We start from the raw sequence: 18,498 nt of genomic DNA, 5'->3' as shown, positions 1-18,498 counted from the left end.
TTAATTCTCCTGATATAATGTTTATAATTATAACTTTAAGGAGGGAAAATGGGTAAAAGTGTAAATAATTTAGACACCTCCTTTTTCGGACACCCAAAACCACTCTTTAGTCTTTCATTTACTGAACTTTGGGAAAGGTTTTCTTTTTATGGAGTTCGCCCCTTATTTTATCTCTTTATGATTGCAAGTTTAGAAAAAAAGGGTATGAATTTAAAACCAGAAGAAGCAAGTGCAATCATGGGAATTTTCGCAAGTTGCTTATATCTCTCTGTTTTACCAGGTGGATGGCTCGCGGATAATTATTTAGGTCAAAAAAAAGCTATTTTAATTGGCGCTTTAATAATAGCTTTTGGACACTTGTGCATAGCATTTTCTTATTTTGATGATAAAATGATTTTTATTGGTATGCTATTTTTAGTTATAGGAACAGGACTTTTTAAAACCTGTGCCTCTGTAATGGTTGGTATGCTTTATAAAAAAGACGATACAAGACGCGACTCTGGTTTTACGCTTTTTTATATGTGCTTTAATTTTGGTGCTTTTATTGCTCCTATAATTTGTGGGTTTTTACAAAAAGAATATGGTTGGCATTTTGGTTTTGGTGCAGGTGGTATCGGTATGCTTTTAGCCGTAATTATTTTCTATTTCAAAACCATACCCGATTTAAAAGAATTTGACAAACACGTTGGTATAGAAGCTACTTGGGACAAACCTAGCAAAAAGAACAAAAACGCTTTTTATATTATCGTTATATCAAGTATTATCTTAATTGGGGCTATATTTCTACTCTTCAATGGTTTTATAAAATTAGATGCAAGAGTTATCAATAAAAATATTATTTTAATTATTTTAGCTTGTGCTGCAATTTATTTTTTATATCTTTTTACTTTTACCTCTTTAAGAATAGAAGAAAAAAGAAATTTAATTGTTTTTGTTGTTTTATTTTTTGCTGCTGCATTATTTTGGTCGGTATATGAACAACAATATACTTCTTTTAATTTTTTTGCCGAAAAATTAACAAATAAAACCTTATTTAATTATGAATTCCCTGTAGTATGGTTTCAATCCTTTGGAGGCTTATTTGTTATCCTTTTTGCACCCTTAAGTACCTTTATATGGACCTATTGTGCTAAAAACAATAAAGAGATTTCATCTATTGTTAAATTTGCATTGGGACTTTTTGGTGCAGCTTTAGCATTTCTAGTAATGGCTTTAGCTTCAAATTATGCGATCAATTTAAATGGTGGTGCTGATTCTTTAAAAACAAGCTTAGAAAATTCATCGCAAATAATTTTAGTTTCACCTTGGTGGCTTGTAAGTAGTTTCTTGCTCCTAGTTTTAGGAGAGCTTTGTCTTTCACCTGTAGGACTTTCTATAATGACAAAAATTGCACCCGAACTAATCAAATCTCAAGTTATGGGACTTTGGTTTGTGGCAAGTGCTCTTGGCAATGCTTTAGCTGGATTTATAGGTGGAGAAGCAAGCGAAGAAAATATAGCTTATTTGCCGAATTTATTTTTAGAATGTATGTGGATATTACTTGGTGCTGCCATAGTTTTATTTATACTTAAAAAATCTATCAATAAAATGTTAAAAAACAATAAAGGAAAAAAATGAATACTTACAAACAAAGAGTGTTAGATCTTAGAGCCTTGATGCAAAAAAATAACATAGATGCTTATTTAATTTTAAGCGCAGATCCGCATTTAAGCGAATATTTACCAGAATACTATAAAAATAAAACCTTTATAAGTGGTTTCACAGGTTCTGTTGGTTCAGTACTTATAACACAAAATGAAGCTTTTTTATGGGTAGATGGAAGATATTGGCTTCAAGCGGATAAAGAATTGCAAGGTAGTAGTATAGTCTTACAAAAACAAGGCGCTAACAATACTATTACCAAATGGCTAGAAAATAATTTAGACAAAAATCAAATTTTAGGTGTTGATTTTAGACTTTTTCCCTTATCCTTAAAAAAAGATTTGCAGAAAACTTGTAAAGCTAATTTAAAACATATTGATTTAATCACTCCGCTTTGGCATGATCGTCCTGCTTTACCAAAAGAAAAAATCTACGAACACGAATCTCAATACTGCTCTCATTTAAGAAATGAAAAGCTACAATTAGTACGCCAAAAAATGAAAAATTTAAATGCACACGCTCATTTAATTTCTAGTCTTGATGATATAGCTTGGCTTACAAATTTAAGAGGTAATGACGTAGATTATAATCCTATATTTTTAAGTCACTTACTTATATTGGAAGATAAAGCCTTGCTTTTTGTTGATTCTTTAAAAATCAACCCTGATCTTGAAAAAAAATTAAATTCAGATGGAATTTGGCTTAAAAATTATGATGAAATTACTATAGAACTTAAAAAGCTTCAAAATACAAATTTACTTATTGAACCCTTAAAAATGACTGCTCTGCTTATCGACTCTTTAGATAAAAGTGTGAAAATTATTGAAGAAATCAATCCAAGTACGCATTTAAAAGCAACTAAAAATGTTAAAGAAATAACTCATATACAAAATGCTATGATAGAAGATGGGGTAGCTTTATGCAAATTCTTTGCTTGGCTTGAAGAGGCAATAGAAAATAATGAATTAATAAGCGAATTGGATATAGATATTAAAGCTAGAGAATTTAGAGCACAAAGTGAGTACTATCTAAACGATAGTTTTGCAACTATTGCAGGTTTTAATGAAAATGCAGCATATCCGCACTATAAAGCCACAAAAGAAAGTTTTGCCTACCTTAAAAAAGATGGACTTTTACTTATTGATTCTGGCGGGCAATACAAAAATGGCACAACAGATATTACACGCGTTGTACCTATAGGAAAACCAAATGAAGAACAAATTCATGATTATACTCTTGTTTTAAAAGCCCATATTGCTATTTCTAGTACAATTTTTCCAAAAGATATAGCTATGCCCTTGCTTGATGCTATCACACGAGCACCTTTATGGCAAGAACAACTAGATTATATACATGGTACAGGGCATGGCGTAGGATATTTTTTAAATGTTCATGAAGGACCACAAGTGCTTTCTTATCTTACCCCTGCACTTGAAAAAACAAAGGCTAAAGAAGGAATGCTAACCTCTATAGAACCAGGAATTTACAAAGCGAATAAATGGGGTATAAGACTAGAAAACTTAGTTATTCACACCAAAGTAGAAAATCCTAAAAATACTGATTTTGGAGAATTTTTATATTTTAAACCTGTTACTCTTTGTCCTTTTGAAATATCTTGCATTGATACAAATTTACTTGATGAAAAAGAAAAAACTTGGTTAAATAATTACCATAAAGAAGTTTTTAAAAAACTTTCTCCTAAATTAAAAAACCATATAAAAGCCTTAAATTGGCTTGAAAAAAGAACAAAAGCTATCCTCTAAATAAGATAGCTTTATTGATAAAAATTTTTAACACACTTTACACTAAATATGATTTATAAAAATATTTTACCCTAAAATGCAACTGCTATATAGTCTAATTGTATATTTCTTATATGCAATAAATCTATATCTGCTAAAAATTATTTAAAATATCCTAAACTAATCATTTTTTGATAAATTTTTGAACTCACTTCTCCAGAAGTAATACTTCTTCCTCCATGCTCAAGTAAAACAGTTACAACATACCGTGGCTTAGAATAAGGTGCATAAGAAGTAAGCCAAGCGTGAGATCTTGTGTAATATTGCAATTGTTTTTCATCCACTCTACTACGATCCGTTTGAGAAAATCCTACAACTTGCGCTGTTCCCGTTTTGGCTGCTACTTTTACATCAAGATTATGCAAATAACGATAAGCGGTTCCTCCTTGCTCATTTGCTACAGCATACATAGCATCTCTTATATAAGGAAGTTGACTTTTTTCAAATAAAGTAAAAATTTGATTATTGCGAGGTAGTTTATTTTCTATAAAAGTATTATTATTTTCTATACTTTGTAAAAAATGTGGTATCACCTCTTCTCCTTTTGCAATCTGGGCTGTGTATCTTGCAATCTGCATAGGAGTTGCCAAAAAATTTCCCTGTCCTATGGCTGTATTTAAAGTATCTCCTTGAAACCAATTTTGCCTATATCTTTGCATCTTCCACTCTCTGCTTGGTAAAACACCAACAAATTCATTAGGCAAATCAACTCCAGTTTTTGCACCAAAACCGATACGAGATAAAGTTTGACTGATTTGATTTATACCAACTTTTAAGCCGCCATCGTAAAAATATACATCACAACTTGATTTAATAGCATGTTTTAAGTCCACATTCCCATGGCCTGATCGATTCCAACAACGAAATAATCTTCCTCCAAGTTCTACACTACCCTCACAAAAAAATTGAGTAGAAGGAATAATATTTCCTGAATTTAAAAAGGCTAAAGCTACTCCCATTTTAACAACAGATCCGGGAGGATAGTATCCATTAATCAGTTTATTTGTAAAAGGATGATCAAGATTATTAGAAAGCTCATCCCAATCCTTAAAAGAAATTCCTGTCACAAAAGGATTAAGATCATATTCTGGAAAACTTCCGGCTGCCAAAATAGATCCATCATTAATATCCATAACAATAGCGGCACCAGCATTGCTTTCAAAAAGACTTGTTAAAAAATTTTGCAATTCTATATCAATAGTCAATTTTATACTATTTGTAAGTGGTGAAGAATAAGAAATCTGTGCAATCTCTTGATTTAAAGCATTCGCTTTATATATTCTTAATCCTTTTACTCCTTGCAAAATATCATTATAGTAGCGTTCTATGCCACTTTTTCCAATATAGTTTGTAAGTTTGGCAATTTCATTTTCTTTAATATCTTGTAAATTTGCTTTTCCAACATAACCTATAATATGAGAGGCTAATTTTCCAAAAGGATATTTTCTTTGTACCGCAGGATCTATACGTATGTTTTTATTTAAATTTAACTCAGAGTAATGCTTCATCATTTCTTCTGCAGGAATAAAATCTACAACTTGAATAAAATCTTGATTATAGTAAGAGTCATTTCTTTTATAAAGTCGTGATAATTTTGTAATATTTAAATCCGGAAAAAAACTTTGCAAATTACTTAACTCTTTTTCTAAAATTTTAATACCAGATTTTTTAAGACTTAAATAAGGCTTAATAGATATACTAAATCCTAAATCATTTATAGCTAAAATGGTTCCATTGCGATCAGATATTTGCCCGCGAATTGGTGCTAATACTTGAGTTTTAATTGCATTCTGTTTAGCAAGTTCTTCATAATAAACATTAGATTTTATACTTAAATAATACAAACGACTTAACAAAAAAATAAAAAATAAAAGTATAAATCCAATAACCAAACGCATACGCATCAAATTTTACCTTTAAAAAATATATAAGCTAAAAAGCTTTCAATTGCAATTGATATCAAATAGCCAAAATTTAAAATTTTAAAATTTTGATTATTCATATAAGAAAAAATAAAATCCAAAAGGAAAATAAAAAAATAAGCACAAAATACAAGCACAACTGGGATAAATTTTCCTAATTTTAAACTTGTTTTAATCCAATCTGCACAAACATAATAAAAAAGACCAAATGCAAACCAAGATGAAAAAATAAAAAAATTATAAGTTATATCCGTAAAACATAAAAAAAATAAAGAAAAATACCACCTAAAATCAAGTTTATTAAAAGCTTTTTGATTTTGTTCTAAAAGATAAAACATATAGCAAAAAAATATTCCATAAAGTAATGGAGTGTATATAAATACAGATCCTAAAATTTGATATATAATATAAAAAAATGCCAAAAAAATATATCCACCATTGATACTTATTCTACGACTATTCATTGCTTTGTAAACCTAAAATCTGATTCATGATTTCGTTTTCTAATTTTTCAAACCCAATTTTATTTAAATTGGATACCAAGATGGCTTCCTTAAAATTATTTTTAAGTTTAGTCTTCTCGCTCTGATTTAATTTATCGCATTTTGTAAAAACTTTTAAAATTCTTTGATCGGGTCTTAAAAAACTTTTTAAATAAGTATCCAAATTTAAATCAATTTCCAAATTTATATGCCTTGAATCAATCAAATGAATAAAAAGTTTTATCGAGGTTCTTAATCTTAAAAACTCATCTAGATAAATATTCCATTCTTCTTTTAAATTTTTTGAAACCTTAGCATAACCAAAACCGGGCAAATCTATAAAATGAATATTGAATTTATTTCCATCTTTTTGACATAGAATTTCGAAAAAATTAATCAATTGAGTTTTACCGGGAGTAGAAGAACTTTTAGCAAGATTCTTTTGCTTACACAAAGAATTGATTAAAGAACTCTTTCCGACATTTGAACGTCCTAAAAAAGCAACTTCGCTAAAATTAGATGCGAAATTTTCATCAAATTTTGGCAAAGAGGTGATAAATCGAGCACTAATAATCATTTTTGCTTCAAATCGAATACAAAACGAGCAGGTTTTTTATCTTTGCTCTGAACTTGATAGATATTTTTCTTTTTATCTACAATAATTCTATCTCCGTAAAGCTTTTGGTTATTTTCAGGCTCATTAATATAAGCATTTCCTTTAATTTCATAAACATCACTTTCTACGTTGTAAATAAACTTATCTCCTTTACCTCGATAAATTTTTCCTCGCAAATTAATCTTAAAACTAGCATTTTGCATTGCTTCATAACGTATCGGCTTGCGATTTTTATCTGTATAAATAATCAACTTTTCAGCATTTAAAATATCGTCCCCTCTCTTAACCTCTACATTACCACTAAGTACGCTTTCTCCTTTATTTTCATCTGAATAAAAATTTAAAGCCTTGACTTCAATTTTGGTTGCCAAAGATACACTTATGCAAATAAAAATTAGAATTATTTTTCTTGCAAACATGCACTTACTCCTTGAATTTGTAAAATTTTATTTTTTATATCATATTGCAAACTTTTTCCATCAATCAAACTACCATTAATCAAACCTTTAAAACCCGTATCCGTGCTTAAAAATTTGTTTTTAGGTTGATATTCTACTTCATCAGCCATAAATTTAACATTATTAGAACCAAAATATGTAACATTGCCTTCAAATTTTATTTTACTCATGTCTTTCCCAAAAAGTTCTAATTTATTAGCACTTAAATTAAAATCTAAATTAAAATTAGTAAAATAGTCAAATTCATCCCTATTAATATAACGTGACCAAGAATCAACTTCATAATAAGATTTTATTATAGTTTCATTTAATTCATAAGCTTTTAAATGACTTGCTTCAATATTTTTAAAATTCAAAGAATAAGATTTAATATTTAAAGAATACGGATCTTGAATCCATAAAACTATAAATATTATCACAAAAAGAGCAATAAGAATGCCGAAACTTTTTATAGCCAAATTTTATCCCAATCTTGCTGCATGCTATTCTCTTTTATTATAATCTCTATCATTTCTGCTACAGCAGCTTCTCCGCCCTTATGATCCAAAATAATATCAACTTTTAAATCCTTATGAGCATCTTTTGGCTTAAAACTAAGTCCAACATTTTCAAGTAAATTTTTATCATTAAAATAATCCCCTATTGCAGCACATTGAGAAAAATTGAGATTTAACTTGTATAGAATTTCTTTTGCACAAGTTAATTTATCTTTGACCCCTTGATATAAAAGATCTATTTTTAAATCCTGAGCTCTTTTTTCAACACACGGACAAATTCTACCAGTTATGATTGCGACCTTTTTTCCGAGTCTTATCCAAGCTTCAATTGCTGCACCATCTTTGACATTAAATTCTTTGATAAAATTTCCATTTGAAGTGTAGATGATCTTTCCATCTGTTAAACAACCATCTACATCTAAAAAAATCAATTCTATCATTTTATTCTCTTACTATAAAAGCTCCTGAAAACGCTCCGCTTGCAGCAAAATCACGAGCTTCTTCTTCGCTCCTAAATCCAGTTAAAAAAACACGATTTAAACCATCTACGGAACTAGTACGCACGGTGGAAGAATAAGTTCTATAAGTTTTATATCTTGATGCTATAGTTTTTGCTCCTTCTGGATTTTTAAAAGCACCAATTTGAACCATAAAATTCCCACCCTCATAAATTTGACCGTTATTTGAAATTTCTTCACCATTGCCATAATTTACATTAGAATGAACCACATCATTGCTAGAATTTGAAGAACCAAATCCAATTACTTCAAGTCTGACAGGTGCTGTTCCGCTATGAATCATATCAATTTGTTTTGCAGCCGCATTAGATAAATCAATAATACGATTATTCACAAAAGGCCCACGATCATTTACTCGAACAGTTGTTTGGCGATTATTATTTAAATTTGTCACTCTTAAAATAGTATTCATAGGTAAAGTCTTGTGAGCAGCTGTAAATGCATTTTGATCATAAATTTCACCATTTGAAGTTTTTTTGCCATGAAATCCCGGTCCATACCAACTTGCAATTCCATCTGCAGTTTCCCCAACAGAAACAACAGTTGGATAGTAAGTTTTTCCATTGATAGTATAAGGCTTCATAGTTCCTTTTCCACCTGAAGAACTAGGATCGCTTCTAAAATCATTGCTTGGGTAATAAACCTGAGCGTTACCGCTAGATTCAGAAATAAAATTACCAACTCCACAACCCGTAAAAATACTAATTACGGACAAGATTGGAATAATTTTTAGAATCGCTTTGAGCTGTTTTAATGTTTGCATTTTTTTTCTCCTTTATTGGTATTATAATTTTTTGATTAATACTTAAATGATTTTTGTGAATACGATTTAACTCACGAATACTATCTACAGTTATATGATGATTTCTTGCTATTTTATATAAAGAATCTCCTGCTTTTACTATATAAATTTTAGTCATAGGTATAGTTGTATCAACCTTAGCAAGCTTTTTTGCTTCAAAATATTTATCAAAAAAAGCTACTTTATCTAGTGGAATATACATATAATAACCTTTTCCAGGAGGGGTAAAATTATGTTTAAAATGAGGGTTGTATTTTTTAAAAGTAGCAAGGCTTATATTTAAATTTTTAGCTATATCCTTTAAAGATACCGAAGATGGAGTATCAACTTTAATAAAATCATTACTTAAAGCATAATTTACTAAAGATGCGTTTTTGCTTAATAAAAAATCTTTATCATTAGCTAAAAAAGCGAGGGTTAAAATTTTACGTAAAAAATTACGAGTTTCTAAAGAAAGATACTTTTTATCAGAATCAAGTAAAGTGTTTAAATCATCACTTCCGGCTTGTTTAATAGCTTGGCGTAATTTTCCATTACCACAATTATAAGCTAAAATCGCTAAATACCATTTTCCAAATTCTGTTTTTAGTTTTTTTAAATAATCAATAGCAGCATAGGTGGATTTCACAGGATCACGTCTTTCATCAACATAAGCATCTATTCTAAGACCCAAAGTTTTCGCTGTTGGTTGCATAAATTGCCAAATTCCTACAGCTTTAGCATTGGAAATACTATTAACTTTTAAGCCAGATTCAACCATAGCCAGATATAAGATTTCTTCAGGAACCTCTTGCTCTGCTAAAATTTTTCTTATCATAGGAGTAATTTTGGAAAAATTCTGCATTCCATCAATTAAGGTTTGTGCATGTTTTGACTTTAGATCTTGCTGACTTTGAACAAAAACCAAACTACTTATAAAATCAGATTTTATATCTAAATCTCTTAAAATATTGATCTGTCTTTCATAAAACTCGGGAGTATTGATTTGCGCAAAGAGAAAATTGAAAGAAAAAAGAAAAAATAATATTATCTTCTTCATAAGCAACCTTGAAAAAATAATTTTTTAGAATTAGTCAAACAAATTTTTAAAAGTTCTTGTCTTGATAAATTTAAAACTTCACTCATTTTATTAGCTACTAATTGAGTTAATAAAGGTTCATTGCGTTTTCCACGATAAGGTTCCGGTGTTAAATAAGGGGCATCAGTTTCAATGAGTAGTTTATCCCTTGGAATTTTAGGTAAAATTTCTACTAATTTTTTAGCATTTTTAAATGTCAAAATTCCTCCTATTCCAAAATAAAAGCCTTCATCACTAAGGCGAAGTAAATGTTCGCTTGCATTAAAACAATGCAAAACTCCACCAACAAGATCTTTGGAATATTGATGTAAAATTTCATAGGTATCATTATTGGCCTCTCGTGAATGAATAATCACGGGTTTTTTGAATTCTTTGGCCAATTCAAGCTGAATTTTAAAAAAAGATTTTTGAAGATTTTTTTGATGCTCTATTTCTTGTGCATTACTGTTTTGAAAACGAAAATAATCTAATCCACATTCACCAACAGCCACACATTTTTGATGTTTTAAGTAAGTTTTTAAAATATTTTCATCAAAATTTTCAAGCTCATAAGGATGTACCCCTGCAGCAAAATATACTTCATCATATCGTTCTGAGATCTCCATCGCATAAGGCAGATCCTTTATATTAGCTCCTGGAATAATTATTTTTTCGATACCATTTTTAAAAGAATGCTGCAAAAGATCATCTAAATCTTCTGTAAATACCTCACTATCAATATGACAATGAGTATCGATAATTTTTAAATCATCTTTAAATTCAAGATTTAAGAACATACTTCAACTCGGTCTTTACCATTAGATTTTGCCTGCATAAGAGCACTTGTGGCTTTTTGGATTAAATTATCGATTTTGTCTTTACTTTTACCGAAAACAACACCTATAGAAACAGTAAAAAACGCTTCATCTAAATTGACTAAAATTCCAACTTTTTTTATATTAACTCGAATACGAGATAAAATTCTAACCGCTTTCTCTTGAGAAATATTTTTAAATAAAATGCAAATTTTTTCAGGACTAAATCTACCTACAATATCACGCCCCTTAACCTCGCTAACAATCTCGTTTGCACAAATTTTAATAATCTCATTGCCTACATCAAAACCATATTTTTCATTCAAAGATTTTAAATCATCAATATTTAAAAAAGCCAAAGCAAAATCTTCTTCTTTGGTCATAATTTCATTAAAATATACTTCAATATTATCCATCAAGGCTTCATAATTTTTGACCCCAGATACTGGATCAAGATCATTATAAGTATTTAAAAATTCCATATTATCCATATAAGTCAAGCATCGATCTAAACGGCAATTAAAACTTTCTTTTTTAATAGGTTTTATAAGATACTCATTGGCACCATTTTTGAGTAAATCGGCCTCTAAAATATCATTTTTTTCACCTAAAAGTATTACGCCTAGTTCATCTTCGCTAAAACGGGTTCTAACTTCGTTTAAAAGCTCACTCCCGCTAATCACTGGCATATTTACATCCGCTATAATAAGACGAATATCATTATTATCATTTAAATAACTCATCGCCTCTTCCCCATGTGCTGCTGCTAAAACATTAAAATGTCTTTGTGTAAGAATTTTTTTAATTTCGTTACGTTCTGGGAGTTTGCTTAGAGCTAAAATCACCTTAATTTTAGAATAGTGGTCAAGTTTTGATATTGAGTCTATAATTTCATCGATACAAGTACTGCTTTCTTTAAAAATATAACCCAATATATCTTTTTCTACAAATTTATCTCTTATGGCTTTATCATTATTTGCAGTTAAAACCACAACAGGCATTTTTTTTTCTAAAAGATAATCTACCACTTCACCATTTGGAGCATCTGATAGGTATAATTCTGCAAAAACTAAAAAATATTCATTATTTGATAACTCTTTTACTTCTGCATGACTAAAAACGGTATCAACTTCATAATTTAAAGTAGTTTGAATTTTTTTAGCCAAAAGCTTCGCAAGCATTTTATTATGGTCAATGATTAAAACTTTTTTACTCATAGTAATATAAACGCCTTCTTAAATTATTTTTTGAAAGTACAAAAGTGCTTTATTATAGCATAAATAAATAAAAAATTCGCTTAAATCTTAAATTAAAGTTTTAGCAAATTCCAAAGCCTCTTCACTTATTTTTTCCCCACTTACCATTCTAGCAAGCTCTCTAACTCTCTCTTCTTGATTTAGTTTTTTAACAAAACTCTCATCACCATTTTTTTCAATTAGGAAATGATTATGTGCTTTTGAAGAAAGTTGTGGCAAATGCGAAATAGCAAAAATTTGATAAAAATTTGAAAGTTCATCCAAAACCTTTGCTATACTCATTGCTTCTTTTCCGCTTAAATTGGCATCAATTTCATCTAAAAATAATATACCCTTACCTTGATTTAGAATTTTACATTCTGTTGCTATAAACGCAAGTCTTAAGCGGTTAAGTTCACCTGAACTTAAGTTTTTTAAATTGGCTAAATTAATGTTTAAAACAATCTCATCTTTGCCAATAGAAGATATACTCTTATTTCCATCAAGATCTAAAATAGCATTTTCCATATAAAGATTTCTAAGATAATTATTTAAATCATTTTGCAATTTTTCCAAATTGCTTCTTCTTGTTTGGGTTAAAATTTTTGCATTTTTTTCTATTTTATTTTTTATATTCTCAAATTTTTTTTCAAGCTCTTTTTTTTCAAAACTTAAATTTTCATAATGCTCAAGCTCTCTTTTTTTCTGATCTAAAGTGTGTAATGCATTTTCTATGCTGTCATAACGCTTTATTAAAAAAGACAAGTTTTCTATTCTATCAAGTATTTTCTCGATATCAAAATCAAAATCTTCCATTTTTTCATTTTCAGCTATTAAACGCAACTCATTCAAGCATTCACTAAAGAAAGTTGGATCTTTATCGCTAAGATTTAAAGCATCCACTACGGCTTTTTCAAATTCAAAAATTACACTTGCCTTATCCCAAGCTTCTTGTAATTTATCTTTTTTTGAAAGCTTTTTTTTAAGTTCTAAAAGTTCCTCATACTCACCTACTTTTGGATTAATACTTTCAATTTTTTCAATTTGAATTTTAGCAACTTCTTTCAACTCTTCCACCTTTTTTTCTTCTTCTAAAATTTGATTTAACTCAGAAGAAATCTTAGTATAATCCTCAAAATCTCTTTCAAATTCATCTAAAAATTCTTTAAATTTGGAATTATTTTGTATTTCTAAGGTATCTAAAAGTTTTAAAAATTTTTCATTACTAAACTCATTATTCTCTTTAGCACCTAAATATCTAACAAAACTTTTACTTAAATTTTGCAAACTTTTTTTAGCAATACTTTGATTGTTGATAAAATATTTTGTATTTTTTTCTTTTAAAAGCTTAAAAACATTTTCCTCTTCGCTTTCTATTCCATAATCTTCTAATTTTAGTTCATCATCAAGTTCTAATTCTACAACTTTTGCTTCACTTTCACTTAAAGCAAAAGCAGATAAAATTCCTTTAAAAAGTATAGATTTTCCAGCTCCACTAAGTCCAGTAAAAACCGTAAGTCCTTTGGAAATTTCAAGTTTCGCTTCTTTAAAACCTAAATTTTCCTTCATAAAAACTTTACTTATCATCAATTTCCCCAATTTAATTTTTCTTTTAAAATTTGAAAATAGTCATGATTTTTTGGACGTATTAAAGCAACGCTTTTTTGACTCAAACCTATTCTTATGCTTTTAAAATCATCCATTTTGTAATTTTCTTGTCCATCTATACAGAAAATGCAATCTTTTGCTCTAATTTCCAATTCAAATCCTTTGGGTAACACAATAGGACGCTGAGTTAAAGAATGAGAGCAAATGGGAGTGAGTATAAACGCTTGTGCTAAAGTATAAACTATAGGACCATTTGCACTTAAATTATAGGCTGTTGATCCAGCAGGTGTTGAAACAATCAATCCATCTCCAAGATACTCGTTAAATTTTTTACCTCGATGATAAACTTCAATATGTGCCATAGAAACTCGATCATTTCTTTTTATCATAATATCGTTAAAAGCATAATTTTGTATTTTTTGACCATTTTTTTGTTTCAAGTTGACATTCAATAAAAAAGGATTTTCTAATTTAAAATCACCATAAAAAAAAGACTGAAAAAATTCTGCAACTTGTTCTATTTTCAAATCGGTTAAAAAACCTAAATTTCCAGCATAAATTCCTAAAATAGCTTTATCGTACTCGCAAGCCTTTCTACACAAAGAAATCAAAGTTCCATCGCCACCTAGAGAAATAATAAAATCGGATATTTGAAATAATTCATCAATATTATACTTTGGTAACTCTAAGCTTTTGGAGCTTTCTTTAAAAAGTAAAAGCTTAACGTTATATTTTTTTAAAATATTTTTCAAAACCAAAATTTCATTATCCAAATTTGAATTTGGGCGTGCTACAAGTCCGATTTTTTTAATATTTTTATAATCTATTTTTTTCTGCATAAAAAATTATAACAAATCTTAGCTAAGCAAAAGAATAAAAATATTATAATTTTAAAATAATTATTGTATCACAAAATTAATTTCAAGGAAAAAATTTGCGTAGTCATTATAATACAGACTTAGGAATTTCCAATGTTGGAGAAATAGTTAAACTCTGTGGCTGGGTCAATAGCTACCGCGATCACGGAGGGGTTATTTTTATAGATTTAAGAGACCGTAGTGGTATCATACAACTGGTTTGCGATCCAAATGATAGCAAAGAATCTCATGAAATTGCTTCACGTGCAAGAAATGAATTTGTTCTCATAGCAGAAGGTAAAATTCGTCCTCGTGGAGAAGGACTTGTTAATCATAAATTAAAAACCGGTGAAATTGAGGTTGTTGTTAGCAAACTCATTATAGAAAATGAAAGCGCGGTTCCTCCTTTTGCAATCGCCGATGAAAGCGTTAATGAAGAGTTAAGATTAAAATATAGATTTTTGGATTTAAGAAATCCTAAACTTTATGAAAATTTTGCCCTACGTTCAAAAGCTTGTATAGCCGCTAGAAACTCTTTGGCTAATATGGGATTTTTAGAAGTTGAAACCCCTATTTTAACCAAAGCAACACCGGAAGGAGCAAGAGATTATCTTGTTCCCTCTCGCGTTCATCAGGGCGAATTTTATGCCTTGCCTCAAAGCCCACAATTATTTAAACAACTTTTAATGTGTAGCGGTTTTGATCGTTATTTTCAAATTGCAAAATGCTTTAGGGATGAAGATTTAAGAGCGGATCGTCAGCCAGAATTCACACAAATTGATGTGGAAATGAGTTTTTGCGAACAAAAAGACGTTATGATGGTTGCTGAAGTCTTTTTAAAGGATATTTTTAAAGCTTGTGGAAAAGAAATCAAAACGCCTTTTCGTGTTATGCAATATAAAGAAGCAATGGAAGTTTATGGAAGCGACAAGCCTGACTTGAGATTCGATCTTAAATTTATAGATGTAATCGATATCTTTGCTAAATCCAATAATGAAATTTTCTCAAATATTGCTAAGGATACAAAGAAAAATCGTATCAAAGCTATACGCGTTCCACAAGGAGATACTATCTTTTCAAAAAGACAAATGCAAAGATTTGAAGAATTTGTTCGAAAATTTGGAGCACAAGGCTTGGCCTTTATACAAGTTAAAGAAGATGGTCTTAAAGGTCCGCTTTGTAAATTTTTTAATGAAGCTGATTTGCAAGAACTTAGCAAACGCTGCAACTTAGAAATTGGAGATGTTGTCTTTTTTGGTGCTGGTGCTAAAAAAACCGTTCTTGATTATATGGGAAGATTTAGAATTTTCCTCGCAGAAGAATTAAAATTAATTGATCCAAATGTATTGGAATTTTTATGGGTTGTTGATTTTCCTATGTTTGAGCAAAATGATGATGGAAGCTATTCGGCAATGCATCACCCTTTTACTATGCCAAAAAATATCGACACAAATGATTTAGAAGAAATTTCTTCCATTGCTTATGATGTTGTTTTAAATGGTGTAGAATTAGGCGGTGGAAGTATTAGAATTCATAAAAATGATATCCAACAAAAAGTATTCAAGCTACTCAATATCAATGAAGAACAACAAAGAGAAAAATTTGGCTTTTTACTCGATGCTTTAAGTTTTGGAGCACCTCCGCATGGGGGTATAGCTATCGGACTTGATCGCCTTATTATGTTAGTAACAGGTGCAAATAGCATAAGAGAAGTTATTGCCTTTCCAAAAACACAAAGAGCACAATGTCTTATGACAGATGCACCATCAGAGCCAAGCAATGAAGCTTTAAGAGAATTAGGAATCAAATTAAGGGAGAAAATAACAAAATGAAAGAATTATTTTTAATTATAGGTGCACCTGGAAGTGGAAAAACAACAGATGCGAGTTTGATTGCAAGATCAGATATCAATATCACTCATTATTCTACAGGTGATCTCTTAAGAGAAGAAGTTGCTAGTGGAAGCGAACTTGGAAAAACGATTGATAGTTTTATCTCTAAAGGGAATTTAGTGCCATTAGACGTAGTTATAAACACAATTGTTTCAGCACTTAAAGCTGCGCCAACAAGAACAATTATCATCGATGGTTATCCAAGAAGCGTTGAACAAATGATGGAGTTTGATAAAGTTCTTAATGAGCAAAATGAAATTGAACTTAAAGGCGTTATAGAAGTAAGAGTGAGTGAACAAATTGCTAAAGATAGGGTTTTGGGAAGAAATCGCGGAGCAGATGATAATGAAGAAGTTTTTTATAATAGAATGAAAGTCTATACCGAACCTCTAAATGAAATAATTGAATTTTATCAGAAGAAAAAACTTCATTTTATCATAGATGGGGAACGCACAATAGAACCTATTGTGGCTGATATAAAAGAATTAATCAAAAAAATTCAAGCTATATAAAAGGAAAAAAATGGACTTAAGTAAAATTAAAATCGGAGATATTCCAAATAAAATCAATGCTGTGATTGAAATTCCTTATGGATCAAACATAAAATATGAAATCGATAAAGATAGCGGTGCTATTATGGTTGATCGTGTTATGGCAAGTGCAATGTTTTATCCTGCAAATTATGGCTTCATTGCAAATACTTTAGCTGACGATAGTGATCCTGTTGATATTTTAGTATTAAATGAATATCCTATCCAAGCTGGAGCCGTTATTCCTTGCCGTTTAATTGGCGTTTTAATCATGGAAGATGAAAGCGGAATGGATGAAAAACTTTTGGCTGTTCCAAGCTCAAAAATTGATGCAAGATATGATAATATTAAATCTTACACTGATCTACCACAAGCAACCTTAAATAAAATCAAAAATTTCTTTGAAACCTATAAAATTCTTGAACCAAATAAATGGGTGAAAGTGCAAGATTTCAAAGATACAGATGCTGCAATTGAAATTTTAGAAAAAGCAATCAAAAATTACAAATAAATTATTAGCCTTTTTTAGGCTAATATCAAGGAAAATATGAAAAGTATTATTTTAGGTGGAGGTTGTTTTTGGTGCATACAAGCTGTATTTGAACAAGTAAAAGGTATTATACAAAGCGAAGTCGGATATACAGGGGGAGCTGAAAATCCGACTTATGAAAGCGTTTGTACTGGAGATGGTAATATTGAAGTTGTTAAACTAACTTACAACGATGCAGAAATTTCTCTCATAGAGATTTTAGATATTTTCTTTAAAATTCATGATCCTACTTCCATAGATAAGCAAGGTGCTGATATAGGAATTCAGTATCGATCTGCCATTTTTTATGAAAAAGAAGACGATAAAAATCTAATTAAAAACTTTATCGAAAAGATAAAAAATAAATACCCTTTACCTATAGTCACTCAAATTTATAAACTAAAAAAATATTATCCTGCGGAATCTTATCATCAAAATTATTTCGCAAAAAATCCAAACCAAGCTTACTGTAAATTTGTTATTGCTCCAAAATTAGAAAATATAAAATAATTAAAAATTATTCCGATTAAGTTTTAAAAAAATTACACTTTTTTCACACCCTTTTCACGATGTGAATTTCTTTTTAAATTACTATAAAATAGAACTTTAAGCTTTAAAAAAATAAAAAAAATATTTATTGTTTTTTAAGTTTGTTTGTGAATTTAAGAAGCAAATGTGAAAAATTATTAATTCTGCTTTTTTAAAACCATTTTTAGTCCAAACCGGAACACTTCTTGCTTGTATTTAATTATAAGATATTTAGATTTGAAGGCAGAACAATTCTAAAATCAAAGGAATAAATATGAGTATCTTCAGTATTAATGATAACTCAAACTATGGCTCTATACTTTCACAAGCAAAAGCCAATAAAGAAAGTAAAGAAAATTCAAAAATAAGTTTTGCCAATACTTTCTTAAAACAAAATGCTACTAAATTAAATGATATAGAAAATAAAAATTCACAAACTTTAATAAGAAGTGAAGTATTAGATAAACAATCAAATTCTATTAATAATAATATTAATAAGAATTATTACACTAAAACAAATTCTCCTAATTATGATATATCTAGTGAATTTAAAAACTCTATTTATACTTTAAAATTCAAACAAGCAGATATAAGTAATAATACTTCTACCAATACAGCCTATGGTTATAGTGTAGATAAAGATGGTTATATGGGAGAAGACTTTAATGAGGCTGCAGGATTACCAAAAGATTTTAAAATACATAAATCT

General features: G+C 29.3%; 18 protein-coding genes and 1 pseudogene. 7 read left to right on the top strand and 12 right to left on the bottom strand.

Going from position 1 to position 18,498, the window contains the following annotated elements; translation table 11 throughout:
* Positions 1–48 precede the first annotated feature (48 nt).
* A complete protein-coding gene (locus tag CQA76_RS04200; protein ID WP_137622199.1) occupies positions 49–1,617 on the top strand; it encodes a peptide MFS transporter in 1,569 nt (522 codons plus the stop codon).
* Positions 1,614–3,404, top strand: coding sequence for an aminopeptidase P family protein (locus tag CQA76_RS04195; protein WP_137622198.1), 1,791 nt, complete (start codon positions 1,614–1,616; stop codon positions 3,402–3,404). Before CQA76_RS04200 ends, CQA76_RS04195 begins: the two co-directional genes overlap by 4 nt.
* A gap of 140 nt (positions 3,405–3,544) precedes the next feature.
* Here the strand turns inward: CQA76_RS04195 and mrdA are convergent, their stop codons facing one another.
* From mrdA to CQA76_RS04135, 12 genes are all read right to left on the bottom strand, one after another.
* Positions 3,545–5,347 carry a penicillin-binding protein 2 gene (mrdA, locus tag CQA76_RS04190; RefSeq protein WP_137622197.1) on the bottom strand — a complete coding sequence of 601 codons (1,803 nt, stop codon included), beginning with the start codon at positions 5,345–5,347 and terminating at the stop codon, positions 3,545–3,547.
* On the bottom strand, positions 5,347–5,829 hold the full coding sequence (locus tag CQA76_RS04185; RefSeq protein WP_137622196.1) for a hypothetical protein: 483 nt from the start codon (positions 5,827–5,829) through the stop codon (positions 5,347–5,349). Before CQA76_RS04185 ends, mrdA begins: the two co-directional genes overlap by 1 nt.
* The gene (gene yihA, locus CQA76_RS04180) at positions 5,822–6,424 is read right to left on the bottom strand and encodes a ribosome biogenesis GTP-binding protein YihA/YsxC (RefSeq protein WP_137622195.1); all 603 of its coding nucleotides are present in this window, start codon (positions 6,422–6,424) and stop codon (positions 5,822–5,824) included. Before yihA ends, CQA76_RS04185 begins: the two co-directional genes overlap by 8 nt.
* Entirely contained in the window at positions 6,421–6,882 is a 462-nt protein-coding gene (gene lptA, locus CQA76_RS04175; protein WP_137622194.1) for a lipopolysaccharide transport periplasmic protein LptA, read from the bottom strand. Before lptA ends, yihA begins: the two co-directional genes overlap by 4 nt.
* Positions 6,864–7,379 (bottom strand): hypothetical protein, encoded by a 516-nt coding sequence (locus CQA76_RS04170; RefSeq protein ID WP_137622193.1) that lies wholly within the window; start codon positions 7,377–7,379, stop codon positions 6,864–6,866. Before CQA76_RS04170 ends, lptA begins: the two co-directional genes overlap by 19 nt.
* Entirely contained in the window at positions 7,370–7,858 is a 489-nt protein-coding gene (locus CQA76_RS04165; RefSeq protein ID WP_137622192.1) for an HAD hydrolase family protein, read from the bottom strand. The genes CQA76_RS04170 and CQA76_RS04165 overlap by 10 nt, the downstream gene beginning before the upstream one ends.
* Position 7,859: 1 nt before the next feature.
* Positions 7,860–8,699, bottom strand: coding sequence for a septal ring lytic transglycosylase RlpA family protein (locus CQA76_RS04160; protein WP_137622191.1), 840 nt, complete (start codon positions 8,697–8,699; stop codon positions 7,860–7,862).
* Positions 8,638–9,777: a lytic transglycosylase domain-containing protein gene (locus CQA76_RS04155; protein WP_137622190.1), complete on the bottom strand. Its 1,140-nt coding sequence runs from the start codon at positions 9,775–9,777 to the stop codon at positions 8,638–8,640. The genes CQA76_RS04160 and CQA76_RS04155 overlap by 62 nt, the downstream gene beginning before the upstream one ends.
* A complete protein-coding gene (locus CQA76_RS04150; RefSeq protein ID WP_137622189.1) occupies positions 9,774–10,592 on the bottom strand; it encodes a TatD family hydrolase in 819 nt (272 codons plus the stop codon). The genes CQA76_RS04155 and CQA76_RS04150 overlap by 4 nt, the downstream gene beginning before the upstream one ends.
* Positions 10,583–11,827, bottom strand: coding sequence for a bile resistance response regulator CbrR (cbrR, locus tag CQA76_RS04145; protein WP_137622188.1), 1,245 nt, complete (start codon positions 11,825–11,827; stop codon positions 10,583–10,585). Before cbrR ends, CQA76_RS04150 begins: the two co-directional genes overlap by 10 nt.
* Before the next feature lie 87 nt (positions 11,828–11,914).
* Positions 11,915–13,432 carry a DNA repair protein RecN gene (locus CQA76_RS04140; protein ID WP_137622187.1) on the bottom strand — a complete coding sequence of 506 codons (1,518 nt, stop codon included), beginning with the start codon at positions 13,430–13,432 and terminating at the stop codon, positions 11,915–11,917.
* Entirely contained in the window at positions 13,432–14,292 is an 861-nt protein-coding gene (locus CQA76_RS04135) for an NAD(+) kinase (protein WP_137622186.1), read from the bottom strand. The genes CQA76_RS04140 and CQA76_RS04135 overlap by 1 nt, the downstream gene beginning before the upstream one ends.
* A 95-nt stretch (positions 14,293–14,387) precedes the next feature.
* Here CQA76_RS04135 and aspS point away from each other — a divergent pair, with 95 nt between their 5' ends.
* The 5 genes and pseudogenes from aspS to CQA76_RS04110 all read left to right on the top strand — a co-directional run.
* A complete protein-coding gene (gene aspS, locus CQA76_RS04130; RefSeq protein ID WP_137622185.1) occupies positions 14,388–16,142 on the top strand; it encodes an aspartate--tRNA ligase in 1,755 nt (584 codons plus the stop codon).
* Positions 16,139–16,714 carry an adenylate kinase gene (locus CQA76_RS04125; protein ID WP_137622184.1) on the top strand — a complete coding sequence of 192 codons (576 nt, stop codon included), beginning with the start codon at positions 16,139–16,141 and terminating at the stop codon, positions 16,712–16,714. Before aspS ends, CQA76_RS04125 begins: the two co-directional genes overlap by 4 nt.
* 10 nt (positions 16,715–16,724) lie before the next feature.
* The gene (gene ppa / locus CQA76_RS04120; protein ID WP_137622183.1) at positions 16,725–17,243 is read left to right on the top strand and encodes an inorganic diphosphatase; all 519 of its coding nucleotides are present in this window, start codon (positions 16,725–16,727) and stop codon (positions 17,241–17,243) included.
* 36 nt (positions 17,244–17,279) lie between these two features.
* Positions 17,280–17,771 carry a peptide-methionine (S)-S-oxide reductase MsrA gene (msrA, locus tag CQA76_RS04115; RefSeq protein ID WP_137622182.1) on the top strand — a complete coding sequence of 164 codons (492 nt, stop codon included), beginning with the start codon at positions 17,280–17,282 and terminating at the stop codon, positions 17,769–17,771.
* A 292-nt stretch (positions 17,772–18,063) separates the two neighbouring features.
* Positions 18,064–18,498, top strand: a pseudogene (locus CQA76_RS04110) (Cj0814 family flagellar-dependent secreted protein); the annotation flags it as partial.

The sequence above is a fragment of the Campylobacter aviculae genome (assembly GCF_005406215.1).
GTDB classification, from domain to species: domain Bacteria; phylum Campylobacterota; class Campylobacteria; order Campylobacterales; family Campylobacteraceae; genus Campylobacter_D; species Campylobacter_D aviculae.
The sequence above is the reverse complement of the archived record's forward strand: the minus strand, read 5'-3'. Positions and strand labels throughout refer to the sequence as shown.